General features: G+C 71.4%; 25 protein-coding genes. 10 read left to right on the top strand and 15 right to left on the bottom strand.

What is annotated here, in order from left to right:
* Positions 1-55 precede the first annotated feature (55 nt).
* Positions 56-697 carry a nucleoside/nucleotide kinase family protein gene (locus tag OE229_RS03140; RefSeq protein ID WP_262139704.1) on the bottom strand — a complete coding sequence of 214 codons (642 nt, stop codon included), beginning with the start codon at positions 695-697 and terminating at the stop codon, positions 56-58.
* A gap of 54 nt (positions 698-751) precedes the next feature.
* Between OE229_RS03140 and OE229_RS03135 the strand changes: the two genes are divergently transcribed.
* Positions 752-1,120, top strand: a complete 369-nt coding sequence (locus OE229_RS03135) for a VOC family protein (RefSeq protein WP_071248809.1) — start codon at positions 752-754, stop codon at positions 1,118-1,120.
* Between the two features lie 9 nt (positions 1,121-1,129).
* Here the strand turns inward: OE229_RS03135 and OE229_RS03130 are convergent, their stop codons facing one another.
* The 4 genes from OE229_RS03130 to OE229_RS03115 all read right to left on the bottom strand — a co-directional run bounded on the left by OE229_RS03130 (position 1,130) and on the right by OE229_RS03115 (position 4,264).
* Positions 1,130-1,570: an NUDIX hydrolase gene (locus tag OE229_RS03130; RefSeq protein WP_182064205.1), complete on the bottom strand. Its 441-nt coding sequence runs from the start codon at positions 1,568-1,570 to the stop codon at positions 1,130-1,132.
* A 277-nt stretch (positions 1,571-1,847) separates the two neighbouring features.
* Positions 1,848-2,438, bottom strand: coding sequence for a TetR/AcrR family transcriptional regulator (locus OE229_RS03125; protein ID WP_209132600.1), 591 nt, complete (start codon positions 2,436-2,438; stop codon positions 1,848-1,850).
* A 76-nt stretch (positions 2,439-2,514) separates the two neighbouring features.
* Complete coding sequence (locus tag OE229_RS03120) at positions 2,515-3,837, bottom strand: carboxylesterase family protein (RefSeq protein ID WP_262139701.1); 1,323 nt, start codon at positions 3,835-3,837, stop codon at positions 2,515-2,517.
* A gap of 115 nt (positions 3,838-3,952) precedes the next feature.
* Positions 3,953-4,264: a hypothetical protein gene (locus OE229_RS03115; protein WP_263345002.1), complete on the bottom strand. Its 312-nt coding sequence runs from the start codon at positions 4,262-4,264 to the stop codon at positions 3,953-3,955.
* A 153-nt stretch (positions 4,265-4,417) separates the two neighbouring features.
* Between OE229_RS03115 and OE229_RS03110 the strand changes: the two genes are divergently transcribed.
* Positions 4,418-4,933, top strand: a complete 516-nt coding sequence (locus tag OE229_RS03110) for a MarR family winged helix-turn-helix transcriptional regulator (RefSeq protein WP_182064201.1) — start codon at positions 4,418-4,420, stop codon at positions 4,931-4,933.
* 106 nt (positions 4,934-5,039) lie between these two features.
* On the opposite strand, the gene OE229_RS03105 is transcribed toward OE229_RS03110, so the two are convergent.
* Positions 5,040-6,338, bottom strand: a complete 1,299-nt coding sequence (locus OE229_RS03105) for an MFS transporter (RefSeq protein ID WP_262139698.1) — start codon at positions 6,336-6,338, stop codon at positions 5,040-5,042.
* Between the two features lie 250 nt (positions 6,339-6,588).
* On the opposite strand from OE229_RS03105, the gene OE229_RS03100 reads away from it, so the two are divergent.
* Both OE229_RS03100 and OE229_RS03095 read left to right on the top strand, forming a co-directional pair.
* Positions 6,589-7,389: a sugar phosphate isomerase/epimerase family protein gene (locus OE229_RS03100; protein ID WP_182064199.1), complete on the top strand. Its 801-nt coding sequence runs from the start codon at positions 6,589-6,591 to the stop codon at positions 7,387-7,389.
* Positions 7,386-8,501: a Gfo/Idh/MocA family protein gene (locus tag OE229_RS03095; protein ID WP_182064198.1), complete on the top strand. Its 1,116-nt coding sequence runs from the start codon at positions 7,386-7,388 to the stop codon at positions 8,499-8,501. Before OE229_RS03100 ends, OE229_RS03095 begins: the two co-directional genes overlap by 4 nt.
* A 137-nt stretch (positions 8,502-8,638) precedes the next feature.
* On the opposite strand, the gene glgX is transcribed toward OE229_RS03095, so the two are convergent.
* The 7 genes from glgX to OE229_RS03060 form a co-directional block, all read right to left on the bottom strand.
* On the bottom strand, positions 8,639-10,657 hold the full coding sequence (gene glgX, locus OE229_RS03090; protein WP_262139697.1) for a glycogen debranching protein GlgX: 2,019 nt from the start codon (positions 10,655-10,657) through the stop codon (positions 8,639-8,641).
* A gap of 59 nt (positions 10,658-10,716) precedes the next feature.
* A complete protein-coding gene (locus tag OE229_RS03085) occupies positions 10,717-11,331 on the bottom strand; it encodes a TetR/AcrR family transcriptional regulator (RefSeq protein WP_071248778.1) in 615 nt (204 codons plus the stop codon).
* 134 nt (positions 11,332-11,465) lie between these two features.
* Positions 11,466-12,002 carry a MarR family winged helix-turn-helix transcriptional regulator gene (locus OE229_RS03080; RefSeq protein ID WP_182064196.1) on the bottom strand — a complete coding sequence of 179 codons (537 nt, stop codon included), beginning with the start codon at positions 12,000-12,002 and terminating at the stop codon, positions 11,466-11,468.
* 18 nt (positions 12,003-12,020) lie between these two features.
* The gene (locus tag OE229_RS03075; RefSeq protein ID WP_071404431.1) at positions 12,021-12,203 is read right to left on the bottom strand and encodes a hypothetical protein; all 183 of its coding nucleotides are present in this window, start codon (positions 12,201-12,203) and stop codon (positions 12,021-12,023) included.
* 297 nt (positions 12,204-12,500) lie between these two features.
* On the bottom strand, positions 12,501-13,061 hold the full coding sequence (locus tag OE229_RS03070; RefSeq protein WP_262139696.1) for a hypothetical protein: 561 nt from the start codon (positions 13,059-13,061) through the stop codon (positions 12,501-12,503).
* A 1-nt stretch (position 13,062) separates the two neighbouring features.
* Entirely contained in the window at positions 13,063-15,096 is a 2,034-nt protein-coding gene (locus tag OE229_RS03065) for a primary-amine oxidase (protein WP_262139695.1), read from the bottom strand.
* 49 nt (positions 15,097-15,145) lie between these two features.
* Complete coding sequence (locus tag OE229_RS03060) at positions 15,146-16,639, bottom strand: APC family permease (RefSeq protein WP_263344997.1); 1,494 nt, start codon at positions 16,637-16,639, stop codon at positions 15,146-15,148.
* 193 nt (positions 16,640-16,832) lie between these two features.
* Here OE229_RS03060 and OE229_RS03055 point away from each other — a divergent pair, with 193 nt between their 5' ends.
* The 4 genes from OE229_RS03055 to OE229_RS03040 all read left to right on the top strand — a co-directional run bounded on the left by OE229_RS03055 (position 16,833) and on the right by OE229_RS03040 (position 19,891).
* Positions 16,833-18,350 carry an APC family permease gene (locus OE229_RS03055; protein WP_262139691.1) on the top strand — a complete coding sequence of 506 codons (1,518 nt, stop codon included), beginning with the start codon at positions 16,833-16,835 and terminating at the stop codon, positions 18,348-18,350.
* Positions 18,347-19,000, top strand: coding sequence for a helix-turn-helix domain-containing protein (locus tag OE229_RS03050; protein ID WP_259362633.1), 654 nt, complete (start codon positions 18,347-18,349; stop codon positions 18,998-19,000). The genes OE229_RS03055 and OE229_RS03050 overlap by 4 nt, the downstream gene beginning before the upstream one ends.
* Positions 19,001-19,109: 109 nt before the next feature.
* Positions 19,110-19,553: an Hsp20/alpha crystallin family protein gene (locus tag OE229_RS03045; protein ID WP_182064189.1), complete on the top strand. Its 444-nt coding sequence runs from the start codon at positions 19,110-19,112 to the stop codon at positions 19,551-19,553.
* 11 nt (positions 19,554-19,564) lie between these two features.
* Positions 19,565-19,891 carry a hypothetical protein gene (locus tag OE229_RS03040; protein ID WP_182064188.1) on the top strand — a complete coding sequence of 109 codons (327 nt, stop codon included), beginning with the start codon at positions 19,565-19,567 and terminating at the stop codon, positions 19,889-19,891.
* An 82-nt stretch (positions 19,892-19,973) separates the two neighbouring features.
* On the opposite strand, the gene OE229_RS03035 is transcribed toward OE229_RS03040, so the two are convergent.
* Complete coding sequence (locus OE229_RS03035) at positions 19,974-20,855, bottom strand: manganese catalase (RefSeq protein ID WP_262139689.1); 882 nt, start codon at positions 20,853-20,855, stop codon at positions 19,974-19,976.
* Between the two features lie 300 nt (positions 20,856-21,155).
* Here OE229_RS03035 and OE229_RS03030 point away from each other — a divergent pair, with 300 nt between their 5' ends.
* Both OE229_RS03030 and OE229_RS03025 read left to right on the top strand, forming a co-directional pair.
* Positions 21,156-22,367, top strand: coding sequence for a sensor histidine kinase (locus OE229_RS03030; protein WP_259362632.1), 1,212 nt, complete (start codon positions 21,156-21,158; stop codon positions 22,365-22,367).
* Positions 22,364-23,035: a response regulator gene (locus tag OE229_RS03025; protein WP_262139686.1), complete on the top strand. Its 672-nt coding sequence runs from the start codon at positions 22,364-22,366 to the stop codon at positions 23,033-23,035. The genes OE229_RS03030 and OE229_RS03025 overlap by 4 nt, the downstream gene beginning before the upstream one ends.
* On the opposite strand, the gene OE229_RS03020 is transcribed toward OE229_RS03025, so the two are convergent.
* Positions 23,032-23,784, bottom strand: coding sequence for a TetR/AcrR family transcriptional regulator (locus OE229_RS03020; protein WP_262139685.1), 753 nt, complete (start codon positions 23,782-23,784; stop codon positions 23,032-23,034). The genes OE229_RS03025 and OE229_RS03020 overlap by 4 nt on opposite strands.
* Positions 23,785-23,824: the final 40 nt, after the last annotated feature.

Below are 23,824 nucleotides of genomic sequence, written 5' to 3'. Positions count from 1 at the left end.
GTCACGTCGTTGTCGGGGTCGTCTGGTGGTCGTCGACGGTCGCGTTGGTCGGTGGTCACGTCCACACCGTCCTGGAGGCCCGGATCACCGTGGGTGCGACCCTCGCGGCGTTCACGCCGTCCACCTCCACCGCCCACGCGCGGGCGGCGTCGTGGTCGCGGCCGTGCCGCATGTGCCGGCCGACCAGGCGGTCGAGCCGCACGTCGTCGGGGACGGCGCAGAACCAGGTCTCGGTGAAGAGCTCCGGCAGCGCCGACCACGGTGCGGTGTCGTCGAGCAGGTAGTTGCCCTCGGACACCACGAGTCGGGCCGCGCGGGGCACCGCGATGCTGCCGGCCACGGGTTCGTCCACGCGACGGTCGAAGTCCGGCGCCCACACGACGTCCTCGTCGGCGGTGACGAGTCGGCGGACGAGCGCGACGTACCCGTCGGCGTCGAAGGTGTCCGCCGCGCCCTTGCGGTCGTGCCGGCCGAGGGCGTCGAGCGCCGCGTTCGACAGGTGGAAGCCGTCCATCGGGACCTGCACCGCCGTGCCGGCACCCAGGCGTCCGTCCACTTCGGTGACGATGCGGCGGGCGAGCGTGGACTTGCCGGCACCCGGCGCTCCGGCGATCCCGAGCACGGTGCGGCGGCTCGAACGGGCCAGCTCGACGGCGCGCTCGAGGGCCTGGTCGACGGTCGTGCCGGAGTCGCTCACGGCCTCATCCTCGCAGAGCGCACCGACGCCGGGCCGCGGTGGTTCACTTGCCGCATGGTCGATGCGACGAAGGCGTTCAGCGGGTTCTCGGTGCGCGACGTGCCCGAGGCGAAGGCGTTCTACGAGGACGTCCTGGGGGTCGAGGTCACCGAGGACCACGGCATGCTCTTCCTGCAGCTCGGCGGTGGACACCAGGTGCTCGTCTACCCGAAGGGCCCGGGTCACGAACCGGCGGCCTTCACGGTGCTGAACTTCCCGGTGCCGGACATCGACGCCGCGGTGGACGAGCTCACCGCGAAGGGCGTCGCGTTCCTGCAGTACGAGGGGATGACCGACGACCGGGGTGTGAACCGGAAGGGCGGCCCGCTCATCGCCTGGTTCACCGACCCGTCGGGCAACGTCCTCAGCGTCATCGAGGAGTGACGCAGGCGGTCAGCGGGACAGGGCACCCGCCCAGCCGAGGGCGATCGGCACGAGCAGGCCGTGGCGGTGGTGCGGGAGCTCGGCGACGGGGATCCACCGCGACTCGTCGGTCGAGCCGTCGAGCTCGTGGCGCAGGGCTCCCCCGGTGACGGTCGCCCGGAACACCACCTGCACGGCCTTCATCGGCCGGCCGTTGGCGTGGATGCGGCGTTCGGCGGGGACGATGTGGTGCCGGACCCCGAGCAGGGCACCGGCCTGGGCCTCGTACCCGGTCTCCTCGCGGATCTCGCGCACGACGGCCTGCTCCACGGTCTCGTCGAAGTCGACCCCGCCGCCCGGCAGCGTCCACGTGCCCGCGTCGGGGTGACGCAGCTTCGCCAGGAGCACGCGGTCACCGTCCGTGATCACGCCGTAGGCGGCGAGCCGGGTGTCGTAGTCCGTGTACTCCATGGGCCGACCATGCCAGGTGGGTGCACCGACGTCTGCCAGCCGCGCCGGGCCTCCAGGCCGTGGACCGGGGTGGGGCGGACGTTCCACCAGTCCGCCGACCGGTCACGACTCCCTGCGGCCCGCACGCCGAGCGGTCACAGACCGTCGGCCCCGCCACCCGCAGACGACGGAACGTGACCACGCGACGCTGCACGCGCGGGGAGTCGTGACCGCTCGCCGCACACGGCCCCGGACCCGCTTGATGCGGACCGGACCCGACCTGCCCGCCCGACCCGGATCAGGCGTCGACGCGTGCCGCTGCCCAGCCCACGCGCATCCGGGCGACCGCCCGGTCGAAGGCGCTGAGCGGCTCCCCGTCGTCGCGGATCACGGACTGCAGCTGGAGCCCCTCGTACAGCGCCATGAGCTGCTCGGCGGCGTGCCGGGGCGAGGCACCACGGGACTCCCGGCCGGCGACGACGTCACGGACCAGGGCGAGGGTGACGTCCTCGAACGCCCGCATGTACTGCGTGCGGAACCACCCGGCGGCGGGGTGGTCGGGATTCGAGGCGGCGCTGAGCACGGCGACCCGCAGGCGCACGAGGGCCGGATCGTCCACGCCCGCGGCGAGCCGGGCACGCAGGTAGGCGACCGTGCCGTCCCGCTCCGCGATCGGCCAGAGCTCGCGTCGGCTGCCGTTGTTCCACTTGTCCATGACCGCGACCACCAGGAGTTCCCACATCGGGTATGCCCGGTGGAACTCGTCGGCCGTGACCCCGGCGTGCTCGGCGACCTCGTCGGGCCCGACACGGTGGAAGTCCCCGGCTCGGTAGGCACTGATCGCCCCGGCGACGATGCGTGCGCGGAGGTCGACATCGGTCGTGGGCATGCTGACGATTGTGCGGGGCCGGTCAGCGGGCCGCGACCGCCAGTTCTGGGGGCGCGGCGCCGTCACCGGCTCCCGGTCAGCCGCGGTCGAACGTCAGCGTCTCGTCGTCGGGCGCCCGGACCTCGCCGGAGCGGGCGAAGTCGGCCCAGATCGCCCGGAAGGCCCGGCCGCGGCGCTCGACCTCGGGCCAGTCGCGTTCGGGGACGAAGCGGGTGCCGGCCCAGGCCTCGCGGCCTCCCAACAGCAGCGGCAGGTCGCTCATGTGCACGGCCCCGGTCGGGGCGCTCGTGACACCGCGGTGCAGTCGGTACGAGGTCGCCCGGCCGCCGGCGCGTCGGTGCCGCTCGGTGAACCGTCGGGCATCGCGCCCGTAGATGACGTCGGACAGCGGACGCACGACCCACCATCGCAGGGCCGACCGCAGCACCCGCGACCGGGTGACCCGACGCAGGCCGGGCACGAGCGGCACGTACATGCCGGCCTCGTCCGAACCGGACCCGATCAGCACGTCGACCTCGGGGGCGGCCCGGCTCCACGCGGCGTCGAGGTCACGCTCGGCGGGCAGCGGCGCGAAGCCGTACTGGGTGCCGAACGGCATGCCGGCGGCGAGCCCGTACGGCGCTGCGGCCCGGGTACCGAGTGCCTGACGGTCGAGCAGGTCCTCGAGCGGGGTGTCGGCGTGCACGGTGCCGACCGCCCGGACCATCGCGCGGTTCATCCGTGCCCGACGGCGGGACAGCCCCAGCGGAGCGCTCTGGATGATCGCCCGGCGGAAGAGCCCTTCGGCACCGGCACTGATCATCAGGTGCGCGGCCGCGTCCCCGCCGGCCGACTGCCCGAAGACGGTGACCAGGTCGGGGTCGCCGCCGAACGCAGCGATGTTCGCGCGCACCCAGCGCAGCGACTCGACCAGGTCGAGGAGCCCGAGGTTCGCCGGGATCGTCTCGCCGTCACCGAGGAACCCCAGCACACCGAGCCGGAACGTGACCGACACCACGATCACGCGCTGCTCGGTCACCAGGTCGCGGGCGTCGTAGATCGGCAGGTCGCCGCCGCCGATGACGTACGAGCCGCCGTGGATCCAGACCATGACGGGCAACTGCTCGTCCGGCCGCGCGTCGGCGGGCAGCGTGATCGAGAGCCGCTGGCAGTGCTCGTCGACCTCGATGCACTGGATCGGGTTGAGCAGCAGGTCGACGAACTCCTCGTGCGGCTGCGGTGCGACCGGCGACGGGGTCGACGCATGCAGCTCACCCTCGAACGGTGGCATCGGCTGCGGCGGGGCGAACCGTTCGGCCTGCGCGTACGGGATCCCGAGCACCCGCACCACGTCGCCGTCGACCGTCCCGACGATGCGGCCGGCGGGGGTGTCGAAGGGAGCGGGAGCGGGAGCGAGCATGGGGTTCACGGTATCGGTGCGGGGACGACGCGAGCGGACGTGACGAAGGCCGTCCCGACGGATCGGGACGGCCTCGTTCCGGCTCAGGGAGCCGGGTGCTCCTGGCGCTCGGGGGTCAGTTCGAGCGGCCGTTGACGTTGCGTCGGTCGTCGTCGTTCCAGTCGGGCTTGCGCACGCCGGACTTCGCGATGCCACGGCTGACGATGTACGCGGCCGTGACGATGGCGACGTACAGCCAGGCCTGGTCGGCGCCGAAGCCGGTGTGGCCCTCGTCCGCGTTGTCGACAACCGCTGCCGCGACGAGGATCGCGATCGACACGACCAGCCAAGCGTAGAACTCGGTGGTCTTGAGCGCGGACTTGGTCTCGTTCCACGTGGCACGCACGACCGAGTCGTTGCGTACGGGGCGTCCTGCGGTGTTCGACATGGTGACTCCTACTGATCTCCGCCACCGAGATTCGGTGGCGTCATGCAGAGCACGTTTGTCTCGCTCGGCTGATTACTCACTCAGTTTGGGTTCTCAGGGAGGGGGTGGAACATGGCGTTTGTCCACAGAACGCTGGGACAGAACGGGGCAACGATGAGCGATGAGGCCGACCCGCGACGCGGATCCGACGTGTTCGGCCGGCAGCCGCGCACCGCCGAAGGCGCCGCTGCACTCGCGAGCCTGCAGGCGCTCAGTGACAGCGTGCACGAGGCCGACGAGCAGGCGCTCCGCACCCTGGGGATGTTGCCCGTCGATGCGCTCGCCCTGCGACACCTCGTGCTCGCACACCGTGACGGACGGCTGGTGAACGCGACACAGCTCGCGCGGGTGTTGCGACTCTCGACGGCCGGGATCACGAAGCTCATCGACCGGCTCGTGCGCGACGGGCGGGCCGAACGGCAGCCGAATCCGCGGGACCGGCGCGGCATCATCATCACCGCGACCGCCTCGGCCGAGCAGGACCTCGCGCGCGCCTACGGCCACGTCGAGTCTCCGTTGATCGCGACCATCGACGCACTCAGCGCCGACGAGGTGACGGCGGTCCGCCGCTTCGCTTCCCGCCTCGCCGAGGCGCTCCGGCAGGAGCTGCCCTTCCCCGGCACCCCCTGACGTCGGCCCGGCCCGGCGGCCGGTCGCTACGACGGACGGGAGGCCCGTGGCGGCCCGCTGAGCGTGCCGCGCCGGTCCGTCCTCCGGTCGCGTCGCGCGACGGGCGCTACCGCACCCGCTTGATGGGGATCACGACGAGTGCGCCGATGAGGGCGATCGCGCCGGCGGCCCAGCACATGAGCTCGTAGTTGTCGGCGGCTCCATCGGACCCGACCTTCAGGAAGAACAGGGCGATCGCCGGAGCGAGCGACTGCGGCAGCGCGTTCGCGATGTTGATGACGCCGAGGTCCTTGCCGGGCCGGTCGGCGTTCGGCAGCACGTCGACCACCAGGGCGGTGTCGATCGCGGAGTAGATGCCGTACGCGAAGCCCATGATGACCTCGGCGACGTAGAAGCCGGTGACCGTCTCGGCGTGCGCGAGTGCGACGAGCCCGACCGCGAACATCACCGTCGAGCCGCCGACGAACACCTTGCGGCGACCGAGCTTGTCCGAGGCCCAGCCGGACAGCGCCGCACTGACCAGGAGCGCGATCGTGTAGAGCAGGACGCCGAAGGCGACGGCAGCCGTGGCGTCCTTCGCCTTCTCGATGCCGATGTGCTCCTGCATGTAGAGCAGGCGGTACGTCGTGAACATGAACGTCGCGAGGATGATGAGGAAGCGGGACCACCAGGCGAACGCGAAGTCCGGGTTCTTGACCGGGTTCGTCCAGAACGACGCGACGAGGTTCAGGAACGTGAACTTCTTGAGCGTGTAGGTCGGCAGGTCGTCGCGCGCGACGACGGCGTACACGGCGACCAGGATGATCGCCAGGATGCCCGGCGCGATGAAGAGCACTGGCAGGTTCGCGACGAAGAAGACCGACAGGTAGGTGCCGGCGAGCACGGCGATGTTCTGCGCGAGCGCGATGATGCTCGAGGACCGGCCGCGCTGCAGCTGCGGCACGTTGTCCGCGAAGCTCGCGAGCAGGGTGGCGAGGGTGGCGTTCGCGGCGAGCTGGGCGAGCAGCCAGGCCAGCGTCAGGTTGAGGACGTCGGGCGAGTAGGCGATCCAGGCGAGGGCGATCGCGAAGACCACGACACCGCTGAGCAGCCAGGGGCGACGACGACCCCAGCGCGTGCGGGTGCGGTCGGACAGGGCGCCCGCGAGGGGGTTCATGATGAGCGCACCGAATGCGCCGATCGGCAGCACCGAGCCGATGACGTTCGCGGCGTCGTCGCCGACCAGGGCCTGCGCCTTGAGCTGCATGCTCACGTAGACGGGCGCCATGAGCGCGACGAAGAGGCCGAACTGCCCGAGGAACAGGGCGATCTGGTAGCCGATGCCCACCTTCACCGTGCTGACGGGCTGGGTGATGCCCTCTTCCGGGTTGAGCAGTGCCGGGCTGCCGGGTTCGGGTGTGCTCATGACGCCTCCTTGAGTCGATGAAAACCTTGCCTGACAAGGTTTTTCCGACGCGAGCATACATCGACACGTGTTGTCTGCAACACCGGCCGCGTCCCGGGCCGTGATGCGCGGGCCATCCGGGCCGCGTCACACGGGGCAGCAAAAACTACACACCGGGTGGTTTTTGGGGTAGCGTCGTGATCGATCTCGCCGCGGAGCATCGCTCCTCGACGGGCCGCGACACCCAGACAGGATCGAAGGAGCCTCTGCAATGCCCACCACTTCTGTGCAGCTGTACTCGCTGCGCGACGCCATCGCCGAAGACCTCGACAAGGCCATCGCCCGTGTCGCCGAGATCGGGTACGAGAACGTCGAGCCCTACGCGTTCGTCGAGCGCGCGACCGACCTCGAGCGTGCGTTCGCGGCCACCGGCCTCAAGGCTCCGTCCGGCCACGTCGCCGTGATCGACGCCGAGGACACCGCGCCGATCTGGGACGCCGCCGAGCGCCTCGGCATCCGCACCGTCATCGACCCGTTCATCCCGACCGACCGCTGGCAGACCGCCGACGACGTCGCGAAGATCGCCGAGCGCGTCAACGAGCTGACCGCCGAGGCCGCCGGCCGTGGCCTGCAGTTCGGGTACCACAACCACCAGTGGGAGTTCACGAACAAGGTCGACGGCCGCACCGTCTACGACCTGTTCGTGTCGCAGCTCTCGCCGGAGACCGTCCTCGAGGTCGACACCTTCTGGGCGACCGTCGGTGGCGCCGACGCCCCAGCCGTCCTCAAGGGCCTGGGCGACCGCGTCGTCGCGATCCACGTGAAGGACGGCAAGGTCGACGGTGACATCCGCACCGCGCTGCCCTCGTCCGAGAGCGCCCTCATCGTGCCCGAGGCGCTGCAGCGCGCCTTCGAGAACCAGACCCCCGCCGGCCAGGGCGACGTCGACGTGGCGGGCATCCTCGCCGCGGCACCGCAGGCCATCCGCGTGGTCGAGTTCGACGCCTACTCGGGCGACGTCTTCGAGGGCATCACCGAGTCCCTCACCTGGCTCAAGGACAACGACAAGTGAGCCGTGTCGGGATCGGCATCATCGGTGCCGGCAACATCTCCAGCCAGTACCTCGAGAACCTGACCAAGTTCGCCGACGTCGAGGTCCGCTTCGTCGCCGACGTGCTGCTCGACCGTGCCGCTGCCCAGGCGGCGGAGTACGGCGTCGCCTCGTCGGGATCGGTCGAGGAGCTCCTGGCCCGCGACGACATCTCGATCGTGATCAACCTGACGATCCCGGCCGCACACGCCGAGGTCGACCAGCAGATCATCGACGCCGGCAAGCACGTCTGGAGCGAGAAGCCGATCGCGACCGACCACGCGTCGGCCGCCGCGGTGCTCGAGTCCGCGAAGGCCAAGGGCCTGCGCGTCGCGACCGCCCCGGACACCGTGCTCGGTGCGGGCATCCAGACGGCGCTCCGGGCCATCGCCCGCGGTGACATCGGCGAGCCGCTCTCCGCGACGACGCTGTTCCACGTCCCCGGACCCGAGGCGTGGCACCCGAACCCGGACTTCCTGTTCGCCACCGGTGCCGGCCCCCTGTTCGACATGGGTCCGTACTACGTGACGACCCTGGTGCACGCGTTCGGCACCGCCTCGCGCGTGCAGGCCGTCTCGTCGAAGTCGCTCGACCGTCGCACGATCGCGTCCGGCCCCCGCGCCGGCGAGACGTTCCCGGTCGAGGTCCCGACGCACCACGCCGCCCTGATCGAGTTCGCCGGCGGGCAGTCCGCCCAGTCGACGTTCTCGTTCCAGCACGCCCTGCCGCGCATGGGCTTCGTCGAGATCAACGGCACGCTCGGCACGATCTCGCTGCCGGACCCGAACACGTTCGAGGGCTCGTCACAGCTCTGGCGCTACGGGCAGGACGAGCCGGAGACGCTCGAGGCGGTCGGCTCCACCTGGGGCCGTGGCACCGGTGTCGTCGAGCTCGCCCGCGCCATCGCCGAGGACCGCCCCGAGCGTGCCTCCGGCGCCGTCGCACTGCACGTGCTCGACGTCCTGCTCGGGATCCGCGACGCCGCCGAGTCGGGTTCCGCCGTCGACATCACGTCGACCGTGGACGCGGTCCCGCCGCTGCCCGAGGACTTCGACCCCGCGGCAGCCGTGCTGACCGCGGGCGCGAACGCCTAGGAGCGCCGCAAGCACCACTTCGTGAGCAGGAATGGTCGGGTCCCCCAACGGGAACCCGACCATTTCTGCTCACCAAGCGAAGCCGGGCGAGCCCGTGCGAGCGCCGCGCGACCCCAGCACGAGCCCCGCGCGAGCCCTCAGACCAGCGCGGTGAAGGACGCGTCGCGCACGAGCAGCGTCGCCGCGTCGCCGACCACGGCCTGGTCGGGGTCGCTCGACAGCCCGAGGGACCAGCTGCCCCCACCCGGACGCTCCGGCAGCGTGAACTCCACCGTGGTGTCCGACGCGTTCAGCAGCACGGCAACGGTGTCGTCGCCCTGGTGCAGCACGAGCGCCACGGCCCGGTTGCCGCCGTCCGCCCAGTCGCCGTCCTCGAACCCGGCGGCGTCGGCACGGAGCACGGTCACCGTCGACTCCGAGTCACCCGGCGCGGTGCGGAACCACTCCGGACGCAGGGCCTGGTGCTGCCGACGGAACGCGATGGCCGCCGTGGTGAAGGCGAGCAGGTCCTGGTCGGCGGCGGCCCAGTCGAACCACGAGATCTCGTCGTCCTGGCAGTACGCGTTGTTGTTGCCGCCCTGTGACCGGGCGAGCTCGTCGCCACCCAGGATCATCGGCACGCCGGCGGAGAGCAGCAGGGTGCCGAGGAAGTTGCGACGCTGCCGGTCGCGGTAGTCGTTCACCGCGCCGTCGTCGGTCGGGCCCTCGATGCCGCCGTTGAACGAGGTGTTGTCGCTCTCGCCGTCGTTGTTGTCCTCGCCGTTGGCCTCGTTGTGCTTGTCGGCGTACATCGTCAGGTCGGTCAGGGTGAAACCATCGTGGGCGGTCACGAAGTCGATCGAGCACAGCGGGGAACGCCGCGAGCCCTCGTAGACGTCGGGGCTGCCCAGGACCCGCTGCACGGCGTCGCCGAGTGCGCCCTCGTCGCCGCGCCAGAAGGCCCGGAGGTCGTCGCGGTACTTGCCGTTCCACTCGGACCAGTCGGCCGGGAACCCACCGACCTGGTAGCCGGCGGTGTCCCACGGCTCGGCGATCATCTTGACCTCGCGCAGCACTGGGTCCTGGTGGATGATGTCGAGGAACGCGGAGTGCTTCTCGGCCTCGCCGTCCTGGCGGGTGAGCGTCGTGGCCAGGTCGAACCGGAAGCCGTCGACGTGCATCTCCTCGACCCAGTAGCGGAGCGAGTCCATGATGAGTCCGAGGGCAGCCGGGTGTCCGACGTTCAGGCTGTTGCCGGTGCCGGTGGTGTCGAAGTAGTTCGCCTCGTCACCCTCGACCAGCCGGTAGTACGACTGGTTGTCGATCCCCTTGAACGACAGCGTCGGGCCCATGTGGTTGCCCTCGGCGGTGTGGTTGTAGACGACGTCCATGATGACCTCGAGCCCCGCGGCGTGCAGGGCCTTCACCATCTCCTTGAACTCGGCGACCTGCTGCCCGGCGGTGCCGGAGGACGAGTACTCGTCGTGCGGCGCGAAGAAGCCGATGCTGTTGTAGCCCCAGTAGTTGCGGAGGCCCTTGTCGAGGAGCGTCGAGTCCTGCACGAACTGGTGCGTCGGCAGCAGCTCGACCGCGGTGACGCCGAGGTCGGTCAGGTGCTTGATGGCCGCCGGGTGGGCCATGCCGGCGTAGGTGCCGCGGATCTCCTCGGGGACGTCCGGGTGCTGCTTCGTGAAGCCCTTGACGTGCACCTCGTACACGACGGTGTCGGCGAGCGGGGTCCGCAGCAGGGCGTCACCGTCCCAGTCGAAGGACCGGTCGGCGACGACCGACTTGGGCATCGCGCTGGCCGAGTCGGTGTCGTCGAGGCGCTCGGGGTCGTCCATGTCGTGGCCGAACAGGGCCTGGCCCCACTCGTAGGTGCCGTCGACGGCGGTGGCGTAGGGGTCGAGCAGGAGCTTCGCGCCGTTGTGGCGCAGGCCGTTCGCCGGGTCCCACGCGCCGTGCACCCGGAAGCCGTAGCGGGTGCCGACGGTCACGCCGGGAACGACGTCGTGGAAGGTGTAGCCGGTGCGGTTGCGGAGCTCGGTGCGGTGCTCGGTGCCGTCGTCGTCGAAGGTGCAGAACTCGACCCGCTCGGCGGTGCTCGAGAACAGGGCGACGTTGGCGCCCCCGTCGACGAGCGTGACGCCGAGCGGGGTGCGCGTGGAAGTGGTCATGCTGCCCTTCTACCGGCCGGTCGCTGTGCCACCGGCGGTCTGGGCGTACCCCTGGCCGCTCAGCGCACCGGCGGGACGAGCTGCTCGAGCAGCCGCAGCACCCGTTCGCCGTCGACGGCGTCGGGGTCGAGCAGCCACTGGACCTGCAGTCCGTCGGATGCCGCGATGCTCAGGCTCGCCAGGTCGACCGGGTCCAGGTCGGCGCGGATCCGGCCGCTCGCCTGGTCCGCCTCGATCAGTGCGGCGAGTTCGGCGCGCAGCCGGGCGAAGCGTTCGCGCATGAAGTCGCGTGTCGCCGGGTGGCCCTCCTGCACGGCGTCGGCCGCGAGCGTCGTGTACAGCTGCACGAGCCCCGGCACGGCCCGGTTGCGCGACGCGCTCTCGCGCATGTCGCCGATGGCCGACTTCATCCGGTCGGGCGCGCCCTGCTCGCGCACCTCGTGCTCCCGGTAGACGGCGAGCAGCAGTTCGTCGCGACTCGGGAAGTAGTGGCGGAGTGCGGCGTGCGTGATCCCGAGGGCCTCGGCCACCGAGCGGAGCGACGATGCGTCGACCCCCTGCTCCGCGACCATCCGGATCATCTCGTCGAGGATCTGCGTGCGCCGCTCGGCGCCCTTGCGGTACCCGCCGCGGCGCGGCTGGGCCGCGTCGGCGTCGTCCGCGGGGTGGGTCATGCACCCAACTTACCGCTGGAAGGTTTTCTCGCCACCGTCGGACGGGAGGCCCGTGGCGGGCCCACCACGGGCCTCCCGTCCGCGTCCGGGTCGCGTCGCACCCCGCCGGGTCGCGTCAGGCGGGCGCGCTCGCGTCAGTCCTGGTCGTCGACCGTGTACTCGTCGACCGGCGCGGGCGTGCCCGCGGCGAGCGCGTCGACGATCTTCGTGAGCGAGTCGGCGAGGACGGCGTTGTCCGCGTCGGGGAGTTGCTCGAGCACCTCGACGACCGCCGCGTGGAAGCGGGCGTACGAGGCGTCGATCTTCTCGGCGGCCCGGTCGGTCGGGGCGAGCACCTGCGCACGGCGGTCGGTGGGGTGCGCCGTGCGGGACAGCAGACCCTTCTGCACGAGCCCGTCGACGATCTTGGTCACCGAGGCGTTCGAGACGGCGAGCATCACGGCGAGGTCCTTCGGGCCCATCGTCCGGCCGTCCCGGTGCGCCTGGAGCAGGTACCGGACGGCGAGGAACTCGTTCTTCGACAGGCCGCTCTCGATGCGGGCGGACTCGATCTGCTGGTCCTCGGCGTGCTGCAGGCGCAGCAGCGCATCGACGGCGGTCTTCGCGACCCGGGACTCGGGTTCGCGGGCGTAGAGGTGGACGTGCTCTCGACGGACGACGGTCAACGGCATGGGGTCATGCGCTCCTTGCTAAACGGCAGGCGTGGTGAAGAAGTCCGCGTAGGACGGTTCGGAACGACCGGCGAGCAGCGAGGGGTCCTGGATGCGACGCTCGACGTACGCGTCGATGATCGCCGGGTCGGTGAGACCGACGCGCGTGTGGCTGCCACCGATCCGTGCCGTCCGAGGCATCCCGGAGTACGTGCTGTGCATGTCGTGTCCCGCCCTTCTTGCTTGCCGTGTGTCCCCTGCGGACGGCTGAACTCTTTCACAAAGTGAACGGTCAGTTCAACGAACCATTTGCAGTGTGTACGTTTTGCGCGCCGAAGGGTTCGGCGGCATCCGTCAGGGTCGTGAGGAGCTGCAGGAGCGCCGCTCGTCGCGGCTCGACGAGCGCTGCGAACAGGGAATCGAGAACCCCACCTCGAGGCCCCCGACGCCACCTGGGCGGTCATCGCACTGAGCAGGACGGACCACCACCGGTGCGGCACCCGGCGTGCGGCAAGCGCCTCAGACCATCGCCGCGGACATCACCGCGACCGCGACACCCATCGCCAGGGTCTCGACCAGCGGCAGTGCACGTGATCGTCGCCGGACGCCGTCACGGAGCACGTGGACGGTGAGCACCAGGTACCCGAGGGTCAACCCGCCCAGCACCACCTGCCACGTCACCGCGACCACCCCGAGGTGCTGGTGCATCCCCGCGGCGCCGGCGTCGTGCGCCATGCCGACACCCATCGCGCCCATCACGAGCAGGCCCAGGGCACCGTGCAGTCGCCCGTACCGGCCGTGTGCGGAAGCCGCGCCCGGCGGCTGAGCCGACCCGCGCCTCCAGGCGGACGTGGACTGCAACCGGTGCACCCCGGCGACCACCACGGCGAGGAACGCCAGCACCAGGAACCAGAGGACACCCGGCAGGACCCGGGGTCCGAACGCCCCGTCGACCATCGCCGCCACCATCGCGACCGCGGCGACCACGTCGACCGCACGGCCGGGGCGCCACGCCCCGACCGTGCAGCAGGCCCCGGCCGACGCCGGCACGATGGCCGCGAGCCCGAGCAGGTCGGTCACGTCAGTGCCCGTCCCCGTGGTCGTGCCCGTGGTCGTGCTGGTGCTCAGCTGCGTCGTGTGCGGCCTCGACGGCGCCGGAGACGTGGTGCGAGCAGTGCGACCCGGCCGCCGCCCCGATCGACGCCGGCACGTTCAGGGCCGGGTTCCGCGGGAAGAACCCGTACGGCTTGAGCGTGAACTTGGCGTAGTCGACGGGCATGACGGGCCAGTCCTCGGGCCGGGGGAAGTGCGTGGGACCGAAGGTGTGCCACAGCACGATGTCCTCGCCGTCGAGCGGACGGTCACCCTGCACGTACCGGGCGACGCCGTCCCCGCCGGGGTTCTGGTGCACGAAGTCACCGGCGGCGAAGCGCTCGGCCGGGTCGTACTGCGTCACGTACAGGTGCTTCCGCGCGAACTCGGCGCGTGCGGCCACCGACGACGAGTCGTCCGCGAGCAGCACCGGGGCGTCCTGCGGGTACAGCACGTACCCGGTCGGGCGGTCGAGGTGGTTGCGCTCCTCGGTGTTCGAGATGAACCACGTCCGGGCCTTCGACGCGTCGGCGAGACGGCCGGAGGTCGACTCGGACGACAGCCGGGTGACCGACTTCGTGAACGCGTTGCCGTGTTCGTTGCCCGGGCCGACGGGGACCCGGACGGCGTCGACTTCGTCCACCGCGTTCGACAGCCCGTCGACCATCATGTCCAGCCGTGCCGAGAACAGGTGCTGGTGGTACGGGGCGCCGAGGCCGGGCGCGACCTCGGAGGCGTACGGGTAGTCCGCACCGGACTCCGTCCGACCCGGGTACGACGAGGTGAAGAGGACGCCGGTGAGCTTCGCCTCGCACTCGATCGTGCCGTCGAGGTACAGGTACCAGTAGAACCCGTAGTCGTAGTTGCCGACGGTGGTGAAGAACGAGATCACCAGCCGACGTGAGCGCCGGACCTCCTGCGACCCGGTGTAGATGTCCCCGTGCTTCCACAGCGTGCCGAAGTCCTCCTCGTGCATGCAGATGCCGTTGCGGATGGTCTGCGGGTTGCCGAGCTCGTCGGCGAGGACGGCGTCGAAGTACTTGATCTCGCCGACGCAGTCGCAGCCGAGCTCGAGCGAGTTGGTGAAGCGTCCGAACAGGTACTCGCCGGTGTCGAAGTAGTTCTGCCAGAACCGCACCGGCGACGGGTCGCCGTAGGGCACGAGCATCTCGTCGATCGAGGCCCGGTAGACGATCGGCCGCAGCCGCGCGCCGTCCTGCCACGACAGCTGCCGGAGCACGAGCCCCTCTCTGGCGTCGAACCCGACCTGGAACCGCCAGTTCACCCACTCGACGAACTCGCCGTCGACCGAGAACGACGGCCCCTCGGGCTGCGTGATGACGATCGGCTTGAGGTCGAGCGGTTCGCCCTGCATCGCCGGGTCGTCGAAGTTGCCGGACGTGGCGGGCACGGGCATCTCCGCGACGTCCACGATGCGGGTCACGGCGCGGTTGGCGGCGTCGACGTACACGGACAGGCCGTCCACGGGGTGCGCCCAGACGTGGTCGGCGGGGTGGTCCTGGCGGAAGGCGAGCACGCGGAGGATCCGGCGCCCCGCTTCCTCGGGGTAGTCGTAGTACCCGGCCGAGAGCGGGACGCACTTCACCTCGTCCGGCGTCAGGCCGCGCTTCGCCAGGGCGGCGACCCAGCGCTCGTCCGCGTTCGCGATCTCGCCGACGGCGTCGAACTCCTCGATGAGGACGGGCAGCTGTCCGCGGGACCCGTCGAGCACGTCGGTGGACAGGACGGCCCGGTCGGTGATCGAGACGACGCCGTCGGTGGAACGTCCGGTCGCCATGTCGAGGAGCATCACGCGGGCGCGGCGGTCCGGCAGGGGGCCGTCGCCGGCCTGCCAGGCCAGGACCTGCTGCTTGTGCGGCTCGTCGAGGCCGACGTAGACGAAGCGCGTGGTGTCGGTCCAGTCCGGCTGCGCCGTGACGACGTCGCGGACGGTGGTGAACTCGTCAGGGCTCAGGTTCGCGAGCGGGTGGGTGGTGGCGGTGACGGGATCGGTGAGCGTCATGCTGGTGGTTCCTTCGGTTCGGTCTGGAGGCGCGGGTCGGGTGGGTCGGTCAGCCGTCGCTGGCGAGACGATCGAGCATCTGGTCGTAGCGGCGGCGGTCGCGCCGGCGCAGCACCACGGCCTGCAGCACGCCGACGGCGGGCACGACCACGACGAGGCCGGTGAGCACGGTGCTGACGACACCGAAGACGCTCGCTCCGGAACCGTCGACGTTGCCGACGAGCGTCGGGAAGTTCGCCCAGATCAGAACGGCCGAGGCGACGAGCCCGACGAACCCGAGGACGGGGGCGATGACGGTGTTCCAGATGCGGCGGTCGGCGCGGTTCCGACGGAAGTAGACGATGACGGCGAGGCTCGTCGCGGCCATCAGGATCGCCACGCCCAGGGTGGCGACACCGGCGAACCAGCTGAAGACCTGCAGGACCGGGTCGAGGCCGAGGACGGCGAACAGGACCATGAGCACGGCGGCGGTGACCGTCTGCACGATGCTCGAGGTGTGCGGCGACTCGTGCTTGCGGTGCACGGTGCCGAGACGACCGGGCAGGAGCGAGGCGTTCGCCATCGAGTGCTGGTACCGGGTGATGACGTTGTGGAAGGACAGGACGCAGGCGAACATGCTCGTGAGCAGCAGCACGTTCAGGACGGCCTCACCCGCGGTGCCGATGTAGCGCGCCGCCGTGGTGAGGATGAGGGCGCCCGGGTCCTTCGCGGCCTCGGCGAGCACGCCGTCCGGACCCCAGGCCATCACGAGTCCCCACGACGCCAGCGTGTAGAACACCCCGATGCCGATGACGGCGGTGTAGGTGGCCCGTGGGATCGTGCGCTCCGGGTCCTTCGCCTCGTCACGGAAGATCGCGGTGGCCTCGAACCCGATGAACGCCGCGATGGCGAACATGAGGCCGACGCCGGGCGAGCCGGACATGACGTGGGTCGGTTCGAACGGCGCGAGCGAGAGCCCGTCGGCACCGCCGCGGAACACGATCGCGGCCACCAGGACGAGCACGATCCCGACCTCACCGACGAGCAGGACGCCGAGGACCTTGCTGGACAGGTCGATGTGCCGGTACCCGAGCACCCCGACGAGCGCCACGACGACCAGGGACCACACGTACCAGGGGACGTCCGGCCCGCCGAGGCCCGTGACGGTCACCCCGAGCAGGTACCCGATGTAGCCGTGCACGCTGACCTGGATCGTCGTGTAGGTCAGCAGCGCCAGGGTGGCCGCCCCCGCACCGGCCGGACGACCGAGCCCGTGGCCCACGAACGTGAAGAAGGCGCCGGGTCGTGGCAGGTGCCGGGTCATCGCCGCCAGCCCCACCGAGAACAGCAGCAGGATCACGGCGGACGCGGCGTAGAGCGACGGGAACCCGACGCCGTTGCCGAGCAGCATGCCCAGCGGGGCGGCGCCGCCGACGACGGTGAGCGGGGCGGCGGCCGCGACGACCATGAACACGATCGCGGTGACGCCGAGCGAGCCGCGCATGGTCCGCTGCGGTGCGGGTACGGCTCCGAGTGACGCGGGGTCCTTCGTGATGCTGGACATCGTGGCCTTCCGGTTCGGGTGACTGGGTCGGGGTGGGACCACGGTCCCGCGCCACCGTTGCGCCCCCGTTCCACGGGTGTGAAACCCGCACGCACCCGAATGGGACGGCCCGGGCGAGGCGTCTCATTTGCCCGAGACCACCGCGAAACACGACCGAGACACCGGGGCAACGCAGCCCCCGTACCGTTGCCGCATGACCGCGCTCGACCGTGCCATCGCCGACCCGCCACGGGTGCCGGGCATCGGCACGCGCTCCCCCGTCGACGGACTGTCCCGGCGGAGCGTCGGCCCGGTCGACGTGCTGGCGCAGTCGGTGTCCGCGGTCGCACCGTCGGCGGCGGCCACCACGATCCCGGTGCTCGTCGCGACCGTCGCCGGGCAGGGCGCGACGTGGTCCCTGCTCGCCGCGATGGCGCTGTCGTTCCTGGTCGGACGCACCGTGAACCAGTTCGTCCGACGCGTGGCGGGCACCGGCTCGCTCTACACCTACGTCTCGCTCGGCCTGGGGCCGGTGGCCGGTGTGGTCGCGGGCGCCGCACTGCTGCTCGGCTACGGGTTCATCGCGATGTTCTCGCTCACCGGCAGCGGCTACTACCTCGACTACCTGCTGTCCCGGTTCGTCCCGACGGCCGGCACCGGCTCCCTGGTCACGGTCGTGGTGATCACCGCCATGGGCGCCGCGGTGTTCGCCGTCATCGCCCTCGGCGTCCGGTTGTCGACGCGCCTCACCCTGCTCGTCGAGACCCTGTCCGTCGCCGTCATCGTCGTGCTGATCGTCGCCCTGGTCGCACGCCTGCAGCCCGTCGACACGTCCGCCCTCGCACTCGGCCCGACCGCGCCGGCACCCTTCGCGGTGGGCACGGCGCTCGCGGTCACCGCCTTCGTCGGGTTCGAGAGCGCGTCGGTGCTCGGCGTGGAGGCACGGCGCCCGTTCCAGGCGATCCCCCGCGCGATCTCGTGGACCGTCCTGGTCGCGGGCGTGCTCTACGTCGTGAGCGCTGCCGCCCAGCAGACCGGGTTCGCCGCGATCGGCACCGACCTCGCCACGAGCGCGTCGCCGGTCAACGAGCTCGCCACGGCCTTCGGCATGCAGTGGGTCGGGTGGGCGCTCGACCTCGGGATCGCCGCCTCGTTCGCCGCGTGCGCGATCGCCTCGACGACGGCGCTCGTCCGGGTGCTGTTCGCGATGGGCCGTGAAGGGGTGCTGCCGGCCGCGCTCGGGCGGGCGTCAGCACGGTTCCGGACACCCTTCGTCGCGGGGATGCTGGCGTGCTCGGTGCTGACCGCGCTGCCGGTCCTCGGGCTCCTCACCGGCATCCCGACGTGGTCCCTGATGGAGGCCGAACTGGTCGTCGCGGCACTCGGGTACCTGACGGCGTACGCGATGACGTGCTTCGCGGCTCCGGTGTTCCTGCGACGCATCGGCGAGTTGACGACGGGGGTGGCGACCACCGCGGTGACGACCGGCGTCCTGCTCACCGCCGTGCTGCTCACCTACGCCGGGGTCGAGGCCGCGTCGCCCCGGTGGCCGGCCGTCGTCCTCGCCGTCGGGGTGGTCACCGCGGTCGTCGTCGCGTTCCTGGTGGCGACCCGTCGGCGACCCTGGCGACGGGGTCGGAGCCGGGCGGTGTACGACGTGCCGGTCGAGGCGGACCTGCTGGGCGCCTCCCGGCCGTCCGCCGGACCCGGCCACGGGACGGGGGTGCGGTGAGCGAACCCGGTCTCCGCGCGCGGCAGCCGAAGGCGATCCAGAACGCCCTCGCGGTGCTCGAGGCGGTCGCGCACGCCGGGCCCGGCGTCACCGCTCAGCAGATCTCGGACGCGCTCGGGATGCCGCGGGCGACCACCTACCGGCTCATCACGCTGCTCGTGGAGGACGAGTACCTGGTGCGGCTGCCGGACCTGCGCGGCTTCGCACTCGGGCACAAGGTCTCGGAGCTCGCCGGCGTCGCCCCGGCCACGGCCCCGTCGGTCCCACCACTCCCCCGCGCCGTCCGGTCTGTGCTGTCCGACGTGCGCTCGGCGGTCCGCGCCGGGGTGCACCTGGCCCGGTACGACGCCGACGGGATCTGCGACGTCGACGTCGACCCGGACTTCCCGCTCCTCGACGCGACCGCCCTGCGATCGGCACCCGGGTCGAGTGCGATGGGGCGGCTGCACGCCGGCGGCGGCGCCTCGGCGTCGCAGGTCGGCGCCTTCGTGCGGGGCTTCGGTTGCTTGGCCCTGCCCGTCCGCGGCGAGCGCGGTGAGCTCGTGGCGGGGCTGACGTTGTCCGCGCCCGCGGCCCGGGTGGAGTCCCCTGGCCAGGCCCTGGTGCACCTGCGGACGGCGGTCGCGCGGCTCGAGCCCCTGCTCGGCTGAGTTCTCGGCGTCCTCCGAGCGATCTTTTGGCACTCACCAGGGTCGAGTGCTAAAACGGTGGCAGTTGAGTCGAGGGGACTCAACGAGAACCACGAAGGAGTTGATTCCGATGACGATGAACTTCGACCCGTTCCGCGAGCTCGACCGACTCGCGGGTTCGCTCCTCGGCACCGCCGCCGGCCCGCGCTCGATGCCGATGGACCTGTACCGCACCGGGGACCACTACGTCCTCGACGTCGACCTGCCCGGCATCGACCCGGGCTCCGTCGACATCGACGTGGACGGCTCCGTCCTGACCATCCGCGCCGAGCGCACCCTGGGAGCACCCGAGGGGTCGCAGTGGCTCACACGCGAGCGCCAGCCCGGCACGTTCGTCCGGCAGCTGACGCTCGGCGACGGCCTGGACGCCGAGCGCATCACCGCCGGGTACGACAACGGCGTGCTGAGCGTCACGATCCCCGTCAAGGAGTCCGCGAAGCCGCGCAAGATCGCCGTCACCGTCGGTGGCGGATCCGAGCAGCTCGCGGTCGGTTCCGGCGCCGCCGCCGAGTGAGGAGCTGAGCGATGACGTCCGTCCTGCTGAACGCGGTGGTGGCGGTCCTCGTCGTCACCGCGGCGCTCGCGCTGACGAGCCTGGACCGGCGCACCGCCGTGCTGCTCGGGGCCGCCGGCAGCCTGACCGGCACGTTCCTGGCCTGGGTCGCCGCGCCACGGCTCTTCGAGCAGTCACTCCTGGCCCCCTGGGTCGCGGCGGTCCTCGGCACGGCCCTGCTGATCGCGGGGTGGAGCGCGGTCCGCGCCTACTCGGGCATCTTCGAGGCACCACGCGACGAAGAACCCGAGACGGGGGCGCTGATGACCGTGGGCGGGTCCGCCCCGTCGGTGCGGTGACCACCTGACGGACAGGAGGCCCGGTGCACGTCGTGCGCCGGGCCTCCCGTCGTTCCGTCGGTCGCGTGGGCGACCGTCGGGACTACTCCTTGTTCAGCGTGTCCTGCACCAGGCCGGCCGTCTTCTCGACGACGTTCGGCAGCTCGGTGGTGCCGTAGAGCCGGACGTCGGGGTGCGTGGGCGGCGGCATCGGGACCGAGGTCGTCGGGCCGTCGTGGTACGAGTACTCACCCTTGCCGTCGAACGAGGGGCCGCTCGCCCACGGGCCGTTCCCCGCCTCGGCACCGTCGGAGAAGTTGAGGTACTGGTAGTTGACCTCCTGGTTCTCCTTCGACTGCGGGAAGTTGCTCGGCACGGGGAAGCCCTCGACGCCCTTCTCGCGCAGCTCGGCAGCGGCGGTCGCCCACATGTTCTGGTGCATGGTGTCGCGGGCGATGAGGAAGGACAGCAGGTCCCGCACGCCGTGGTCGTCGGTCATGTGGTAGAGCCGGGCGGCCTGCACTCGACCCTGCATCTCGGCGTTCTCGTTCGCCGTGAAGTCGGCGAGCAGGTTGCCGCTGGCGGTGATGTAGGAGCCCTGCCAGGGGTTGCCGTTGCTGTCCACCGGACGGGCACCCGCACCGGCGACGATCGCGTGCTGGACGTCGGTACCACCGACGATCGCGGCGACCGTGGGATCGTCCTGCAGCGCGTCCTCGGTGATGCCGAGCGGGGACTTCTCGAGCAGCTGCGCGATCATCGTCGCGAGCATCTCGACGTGGCCCATCTCCTCGGCGCCGATGCCGAACACCATGTCGCGGTACTTGCCGGGGATGTGCATGTTCCAGGCCTGGAACTGGTACTGCAGCGCGACGGAGATCTCTCCGTACTGGCCGCCGAGCACCTCCTGCAGCTTGCGGGCATACACGGCATCCGGCTTGTCGGGTGTCGACTTGAACTGGAGTTCCTGCTTGTGGAAGTACAACTCGTGCTCCTTCGTCTCGATCGAGCGATTGCACGGCCGATGGTTCGCCGGGGGTACTGAGCGGCGGTCCAAGGTGGCCGGATCGCGCGGATCGGCTTCACCCGGCAGGACGAGGCCCTTCGGTCGACCGCCCGATGCCGTCGGCCGTCCGGTTGCGCAGGCTGGGAGCATGCAGACCTCGACCAAGCACACGATCGCCACCCTGCTGCTCTGCGCGGCGATCGTGGTCGCCACCGTCATCGCACTCATGGCCATGACGCCGCCCGCGTGACGCCGGTACGGCATGGGAGGATCGCTCTCGTGACCGAACGGGGCAGGTTCCTCCGGCCGCTCGCCACCCGGTCGATCGTCGTCGACGTGGCCTGGGCGGTCCTGGCGGCGTTCGTCTTCCTGCTGCCCATCGACCTCGAGCTCGAGCACGCGAGCCTCGCCGCGGTGCTGTCGGCCTCTGTGGCGATCGCCCTGCGTCGCATCTCCCCGTCCGCCGCGATGGCGATGGTCGTCGTCCTCGGCGTGGTCCAGGTCGGCGGCGGCGAGCGCCCGTCGCTGGTGGACCTCGCGATGTTCGTCGTGATCGGCACCGCCGCCGTCGTGGGCACCCGCACCGAGGTCGTCGTCTCCGGCGTGCTCGCGGTCGTCGCCGGGGCGGGTGCGACGGTCTACCTGGCGTCGACCGGCTTCCGGTTCCTGGTGCTGATCAACGGCCCGCGCGACCAGGCGTTCCTGGCGATGGCCGCCCCGGTGACCGCGCTGCTCGGGGTCTGGGCGGGCGGGGTCGCCGTCCGGGCCTTCCGCTCCCGCGACCGCGAGTCGGAGCGCCGTGCCGACGCCGAGGCCGCAGCATCGCGTGCCGAGGCCGTCGCCACCGAGGCCGAGGCCACCGCCACCCGCGCCATCGACGTCGCCGAGTCCGAACGCATCCGCGCCGACATCGCCCGCGACGTGCACGACGTCGTCGGCCACTCGCTCGCGGTCATCATCGCGCAGGCCGACTCGGTGCCGTTCCTCGACGACGAGGCGCGCATCCGAGCGGTCAGCGCCACCATCGCGAGCACCGCCCGGAGCTCCCTGGTCGAGGTCCGGCAGGTCCTCGGGCACATCGACGGCTCCGCCGAGGCGACCGGCCCGGGCTCGCTCGAGGAGATCGTGCAGGGCATCCGCGACGCCGGGGTCGACGTCGACCGCACGGTGCGCGGGGTCCCGCTGGCCCTGCGCCCGGACACCGGCACGGCAGCCCGTCGTGTGCTGCAGGAGATGCTCACGAACGCCCTGCGCCACGGCGCCCCCGGCAACCCGGTCGTCGTGCGGGAGACCTGGCGGAACGCCGACCTGGTGCTCGAGGTCGAGAACGTCGCCGGCGACGGCACCACCGCCGGCTCGGGCCGCGGGATCGACGGCATGGACTCGCGCCTCGGCGCCCTCGGTGGGTCGTTCGACGCCGCCGTGCTGGACGACGTGTTCACGGCACGCGCCCGCATCCCGTTCGACGTCCAAGGGGGACCCGTCCGATGACCGAACCGATCAGGATCCTGCTCACCGACGACCAGGCGCTGTTCCGCGCCGGGCTCCGGGTGGTGCTCGACGCCCAGGACGACATGCGCGTGGTCGGTGAGGCCTCCGACGGCGCCGAAGCGCTCGCGCTCATCCCCGAGGTGCGCCCCGACGTGGTGCTGCTCGACATGCGGATGGCCGGCATGGACGGCGTGGAGACCGTCCGCCAGCTCTACTCGGGCGTCGTCCCGGGCCCGCTGCCCCGCGTCGTCGTGCTCACCACCTTCGGGCTCGACCCTGCGGCGGCGACCGCGATCCGGCTCGGCGCCAGCGGGTTCCTGCTCAAGGACACCACGCCGCCGTTCCTGTTCGCCGCGGTGCGGGCCGTGCACGAGGGCAGCTCGGTCATCGCACCGAACGACCTCGCGCAGCTGTTCGGCACCGACGTGGCGCGGGCCCCCGCACCGCAGCCGCCGGAGTACGCGACCCTGACCGAGCGGGAGCGCGTCGTGTTCGGGTGGGCGTCCCGTGGGCTCTCGAACGCCGAGATCGCCACCAGGGAGTACGTCACCGAGTCGACGGTGAAGACCCAGATCTCGAGCATCCTCGGCAAGTTGTCGCTGCGCGACCGGGTGCAGCTCGTCGTCTACGCACACGACCACGGGCTGGCGGGCGCCCGCGAGGACTAGTCCGCGGCGATCCGGTCGAGCCACTCCGCGAGCATCGTCCGCTCGGCTGCCGATAGTCGATCGAGCCGGGGCGCTGCGGCACGGAGCGTGATCGCGGCGCTCGTCACGGCGTCAGTCCCCCGACCGCGACCACCCGGGGCCGCGCCGCCGTCGTCCCTGGTCGGCCGGCTCGGCACGAGGATCCGCCCGAGCACCGCGTCGAGGACGTCATCGGCGAGTGACGGGTCCCGCTCGTCCGCCGGAGCGGCCAGGATCGCGAGCACCGCACCGGTGCCGGCCGCGTGCACGAGCTCGACCGCGCGGTGTTCCGGCACGGCCAGTCGTCCGGCCTCGGCCACCCGCCGGATGCGTTCGGCGAGCAGCGCGGTACCGGCGCGGGCGGCTGCCGACCGACGGCCGCGCTCCGGGTCGCTCAACAGCACGAACAGGTCGGGGTTCGCCAGCCCGAAGCCGATCGTCATCGACCAACCGGTGCGCAGGTCCTCGACGGGGTCGGTCGCCTCGTCACGAGCAGCCCGGACGGCGTCGGCCTTCATCGCCGAGAACGTCGCCATCGCGTGCTCGGCGACCGCCTCGAGCAGACCGTCCTTGTCGCCGAACAGCCGGTAGATGGTCGGTGCCTGGACGCCTGCGCCGTCCGCGACCGCCCGCGTGGTCACCGCCGCGGCACCGCGTTCGCGCAGCATGCTGCCGGCGACCTCGACGATGCGCGCACGCGTCTCGTCGCGCTGGCTTCCCTGCTCGGTCACGGAACAACGATAACGGATCTGTGCTATCACTGTGTTACCA

The organism is Curtobacterium poinsettiae, from assembly GCF_025677645.1.
Taxonomy (GTDB): domain Bacteria; phylum Actinomycetota; class Actinomycetes; order Actinomycetales; family Microbacteriaceae; genus Curtobacterium; species Curtobacterium poinsettiae_A.
This window is presented reverse-complemented; position numbering and strand designations above follow the sequence as displayed.

What these genes read in the sequence shown, in the direction of transcription:
- OE229_RS03135 (WP_071248809.1), top strand. Translation starts at nt 752, where the DNA reads ATGGTCGATGCGACGAAGGCGTTCAGCGGGTTCTCGGTGCGCGACGTG.
- OE229_RS03130 (WP_182064205.1), bottom strand. Translation starts at nt 1,570, where the DNA reads ATGGAGTACACGGACTACGACACCCGGCTCGCCGCCTACGGCGTGATC.
- OE229_RS03125 (WP_209132600.1), bottom strand. Translation starts at nt 2,438, where the DNA reads ATGCCCACGACCGATGTCGACCTCCGCGCACGCATCGTCGCCGGGGCG.
- OE229_RS03120 (WP_262139701.1), bottom strand. Translation starts at nt 3,837, where the DNA reads ATGCTCGCTCCCGCTCCCGCTCCCTTCGACACCCCCGCCGGCCGCATC.
- OE229_RS03115 (WP_263345002.1), bottom strand. Translation starts at nt 4,264, where the DNA reads ATGTCGAACACCGCAGGACGCCCCGTACGCAACGACTCGGTCGTGCGT.
- OE229_RS03110 (WP_182064201.1), top strand. Translation starts at nt 4,418, where the DNA reads ATGAGCGATGAGGCCGACCCGCGACGCGGATCCGACGTGTTCGGCCGG.
- OE229_RS03105 (WP_262139698.1), bottom strand. Translation starts at nt 6,338, where the DNA reads ATGAGCACACCCGAACCCGGCAGCCCGGCACTGCTCAACCCGGAAGAG.
- OE229_RS03100 (WP_182064199.1), top strand. Translation starts at nt 6,589, where the DNA reads ATGCCCACCACTTCTGTGCAGCTGTACTCGCTGCGCGACGCCATCGCC.
- glgX (WP_262139697.1), bottom strand. Translation starts at nt 10,657, where the DNA reads ATGACCACTTCCACGCGCACCCCGCTCGGCGTCACGCTCGTCGACGGG.
- OE229_RS03085 (WP_071248778.1), bottom strand. Translation starts at nt 11,331, where the DNA reads ATGACCCACCCCGCGGACGACGCCGACGCGGCCCAGCCGCGCCGCGGC.
- OE229_RS03080 (WP_182064196.1), bottom strand. Translation starts at nt 12,002, where the DNA reads ATGCCGTTGACCGTCGTCCGTCGAGAGCACGTCCACCTCTACGCCCGC.
- OE229_RS03075 (WP_071404431.1), bottom strand. Translation starts at nt 12,203, where the DNA reads ATGCACAGCACGTACTCCGGGATGCCTCGGACGGCACGGATCGGTGGC.
- OE229_RS03065 (WP_262139695.1), bottom strand. Translation starts at nt 15,096, where the DNA reads ATGACGCTCACCGATCCCGTCACCGCCACCACCCACCCGCTCGCGAAC.
- OE229_RS03060 (WP_263344997.1), bottom strand. Translation starts at nt 16,639, where the DNA reads ATGTCCAGCATCACGAAGGACCCCGCGTCACTCGGAGCCGTACCCGCA.
- OE229_RS03055 (WP_262139691.1), top strand. Translation starts at nt 16,833, where the DNA reads ATGACCGCGCTCGACCGTGCCATCGCCGACCCGCCACGGGTGCCGGGC.
- OE229_RS03045 (WP_182064189.1), top strand. Translation starts at nt 19,110, where the DNA reads ATGACGATGAACTTCGACCCGTTCCGCGAGCTCGACCGACTCGCGGGT.
- OE229_RS03040 (WP_182064188.1), top strand. Translation starts at nt 19,565, where the DNA reads ATGACGTCCGTCCTGCTGAACGCGGTGGTGGCGGTCCTCGTCGTCACC.
- OE229_RS03025 (WP_262139686.1), top strand. Translation starts at nt 22,364, where the DNA reads ATGACCGAACCGATCAGGATCCTGCTCACCGACGACCAGGCGCTGTTC.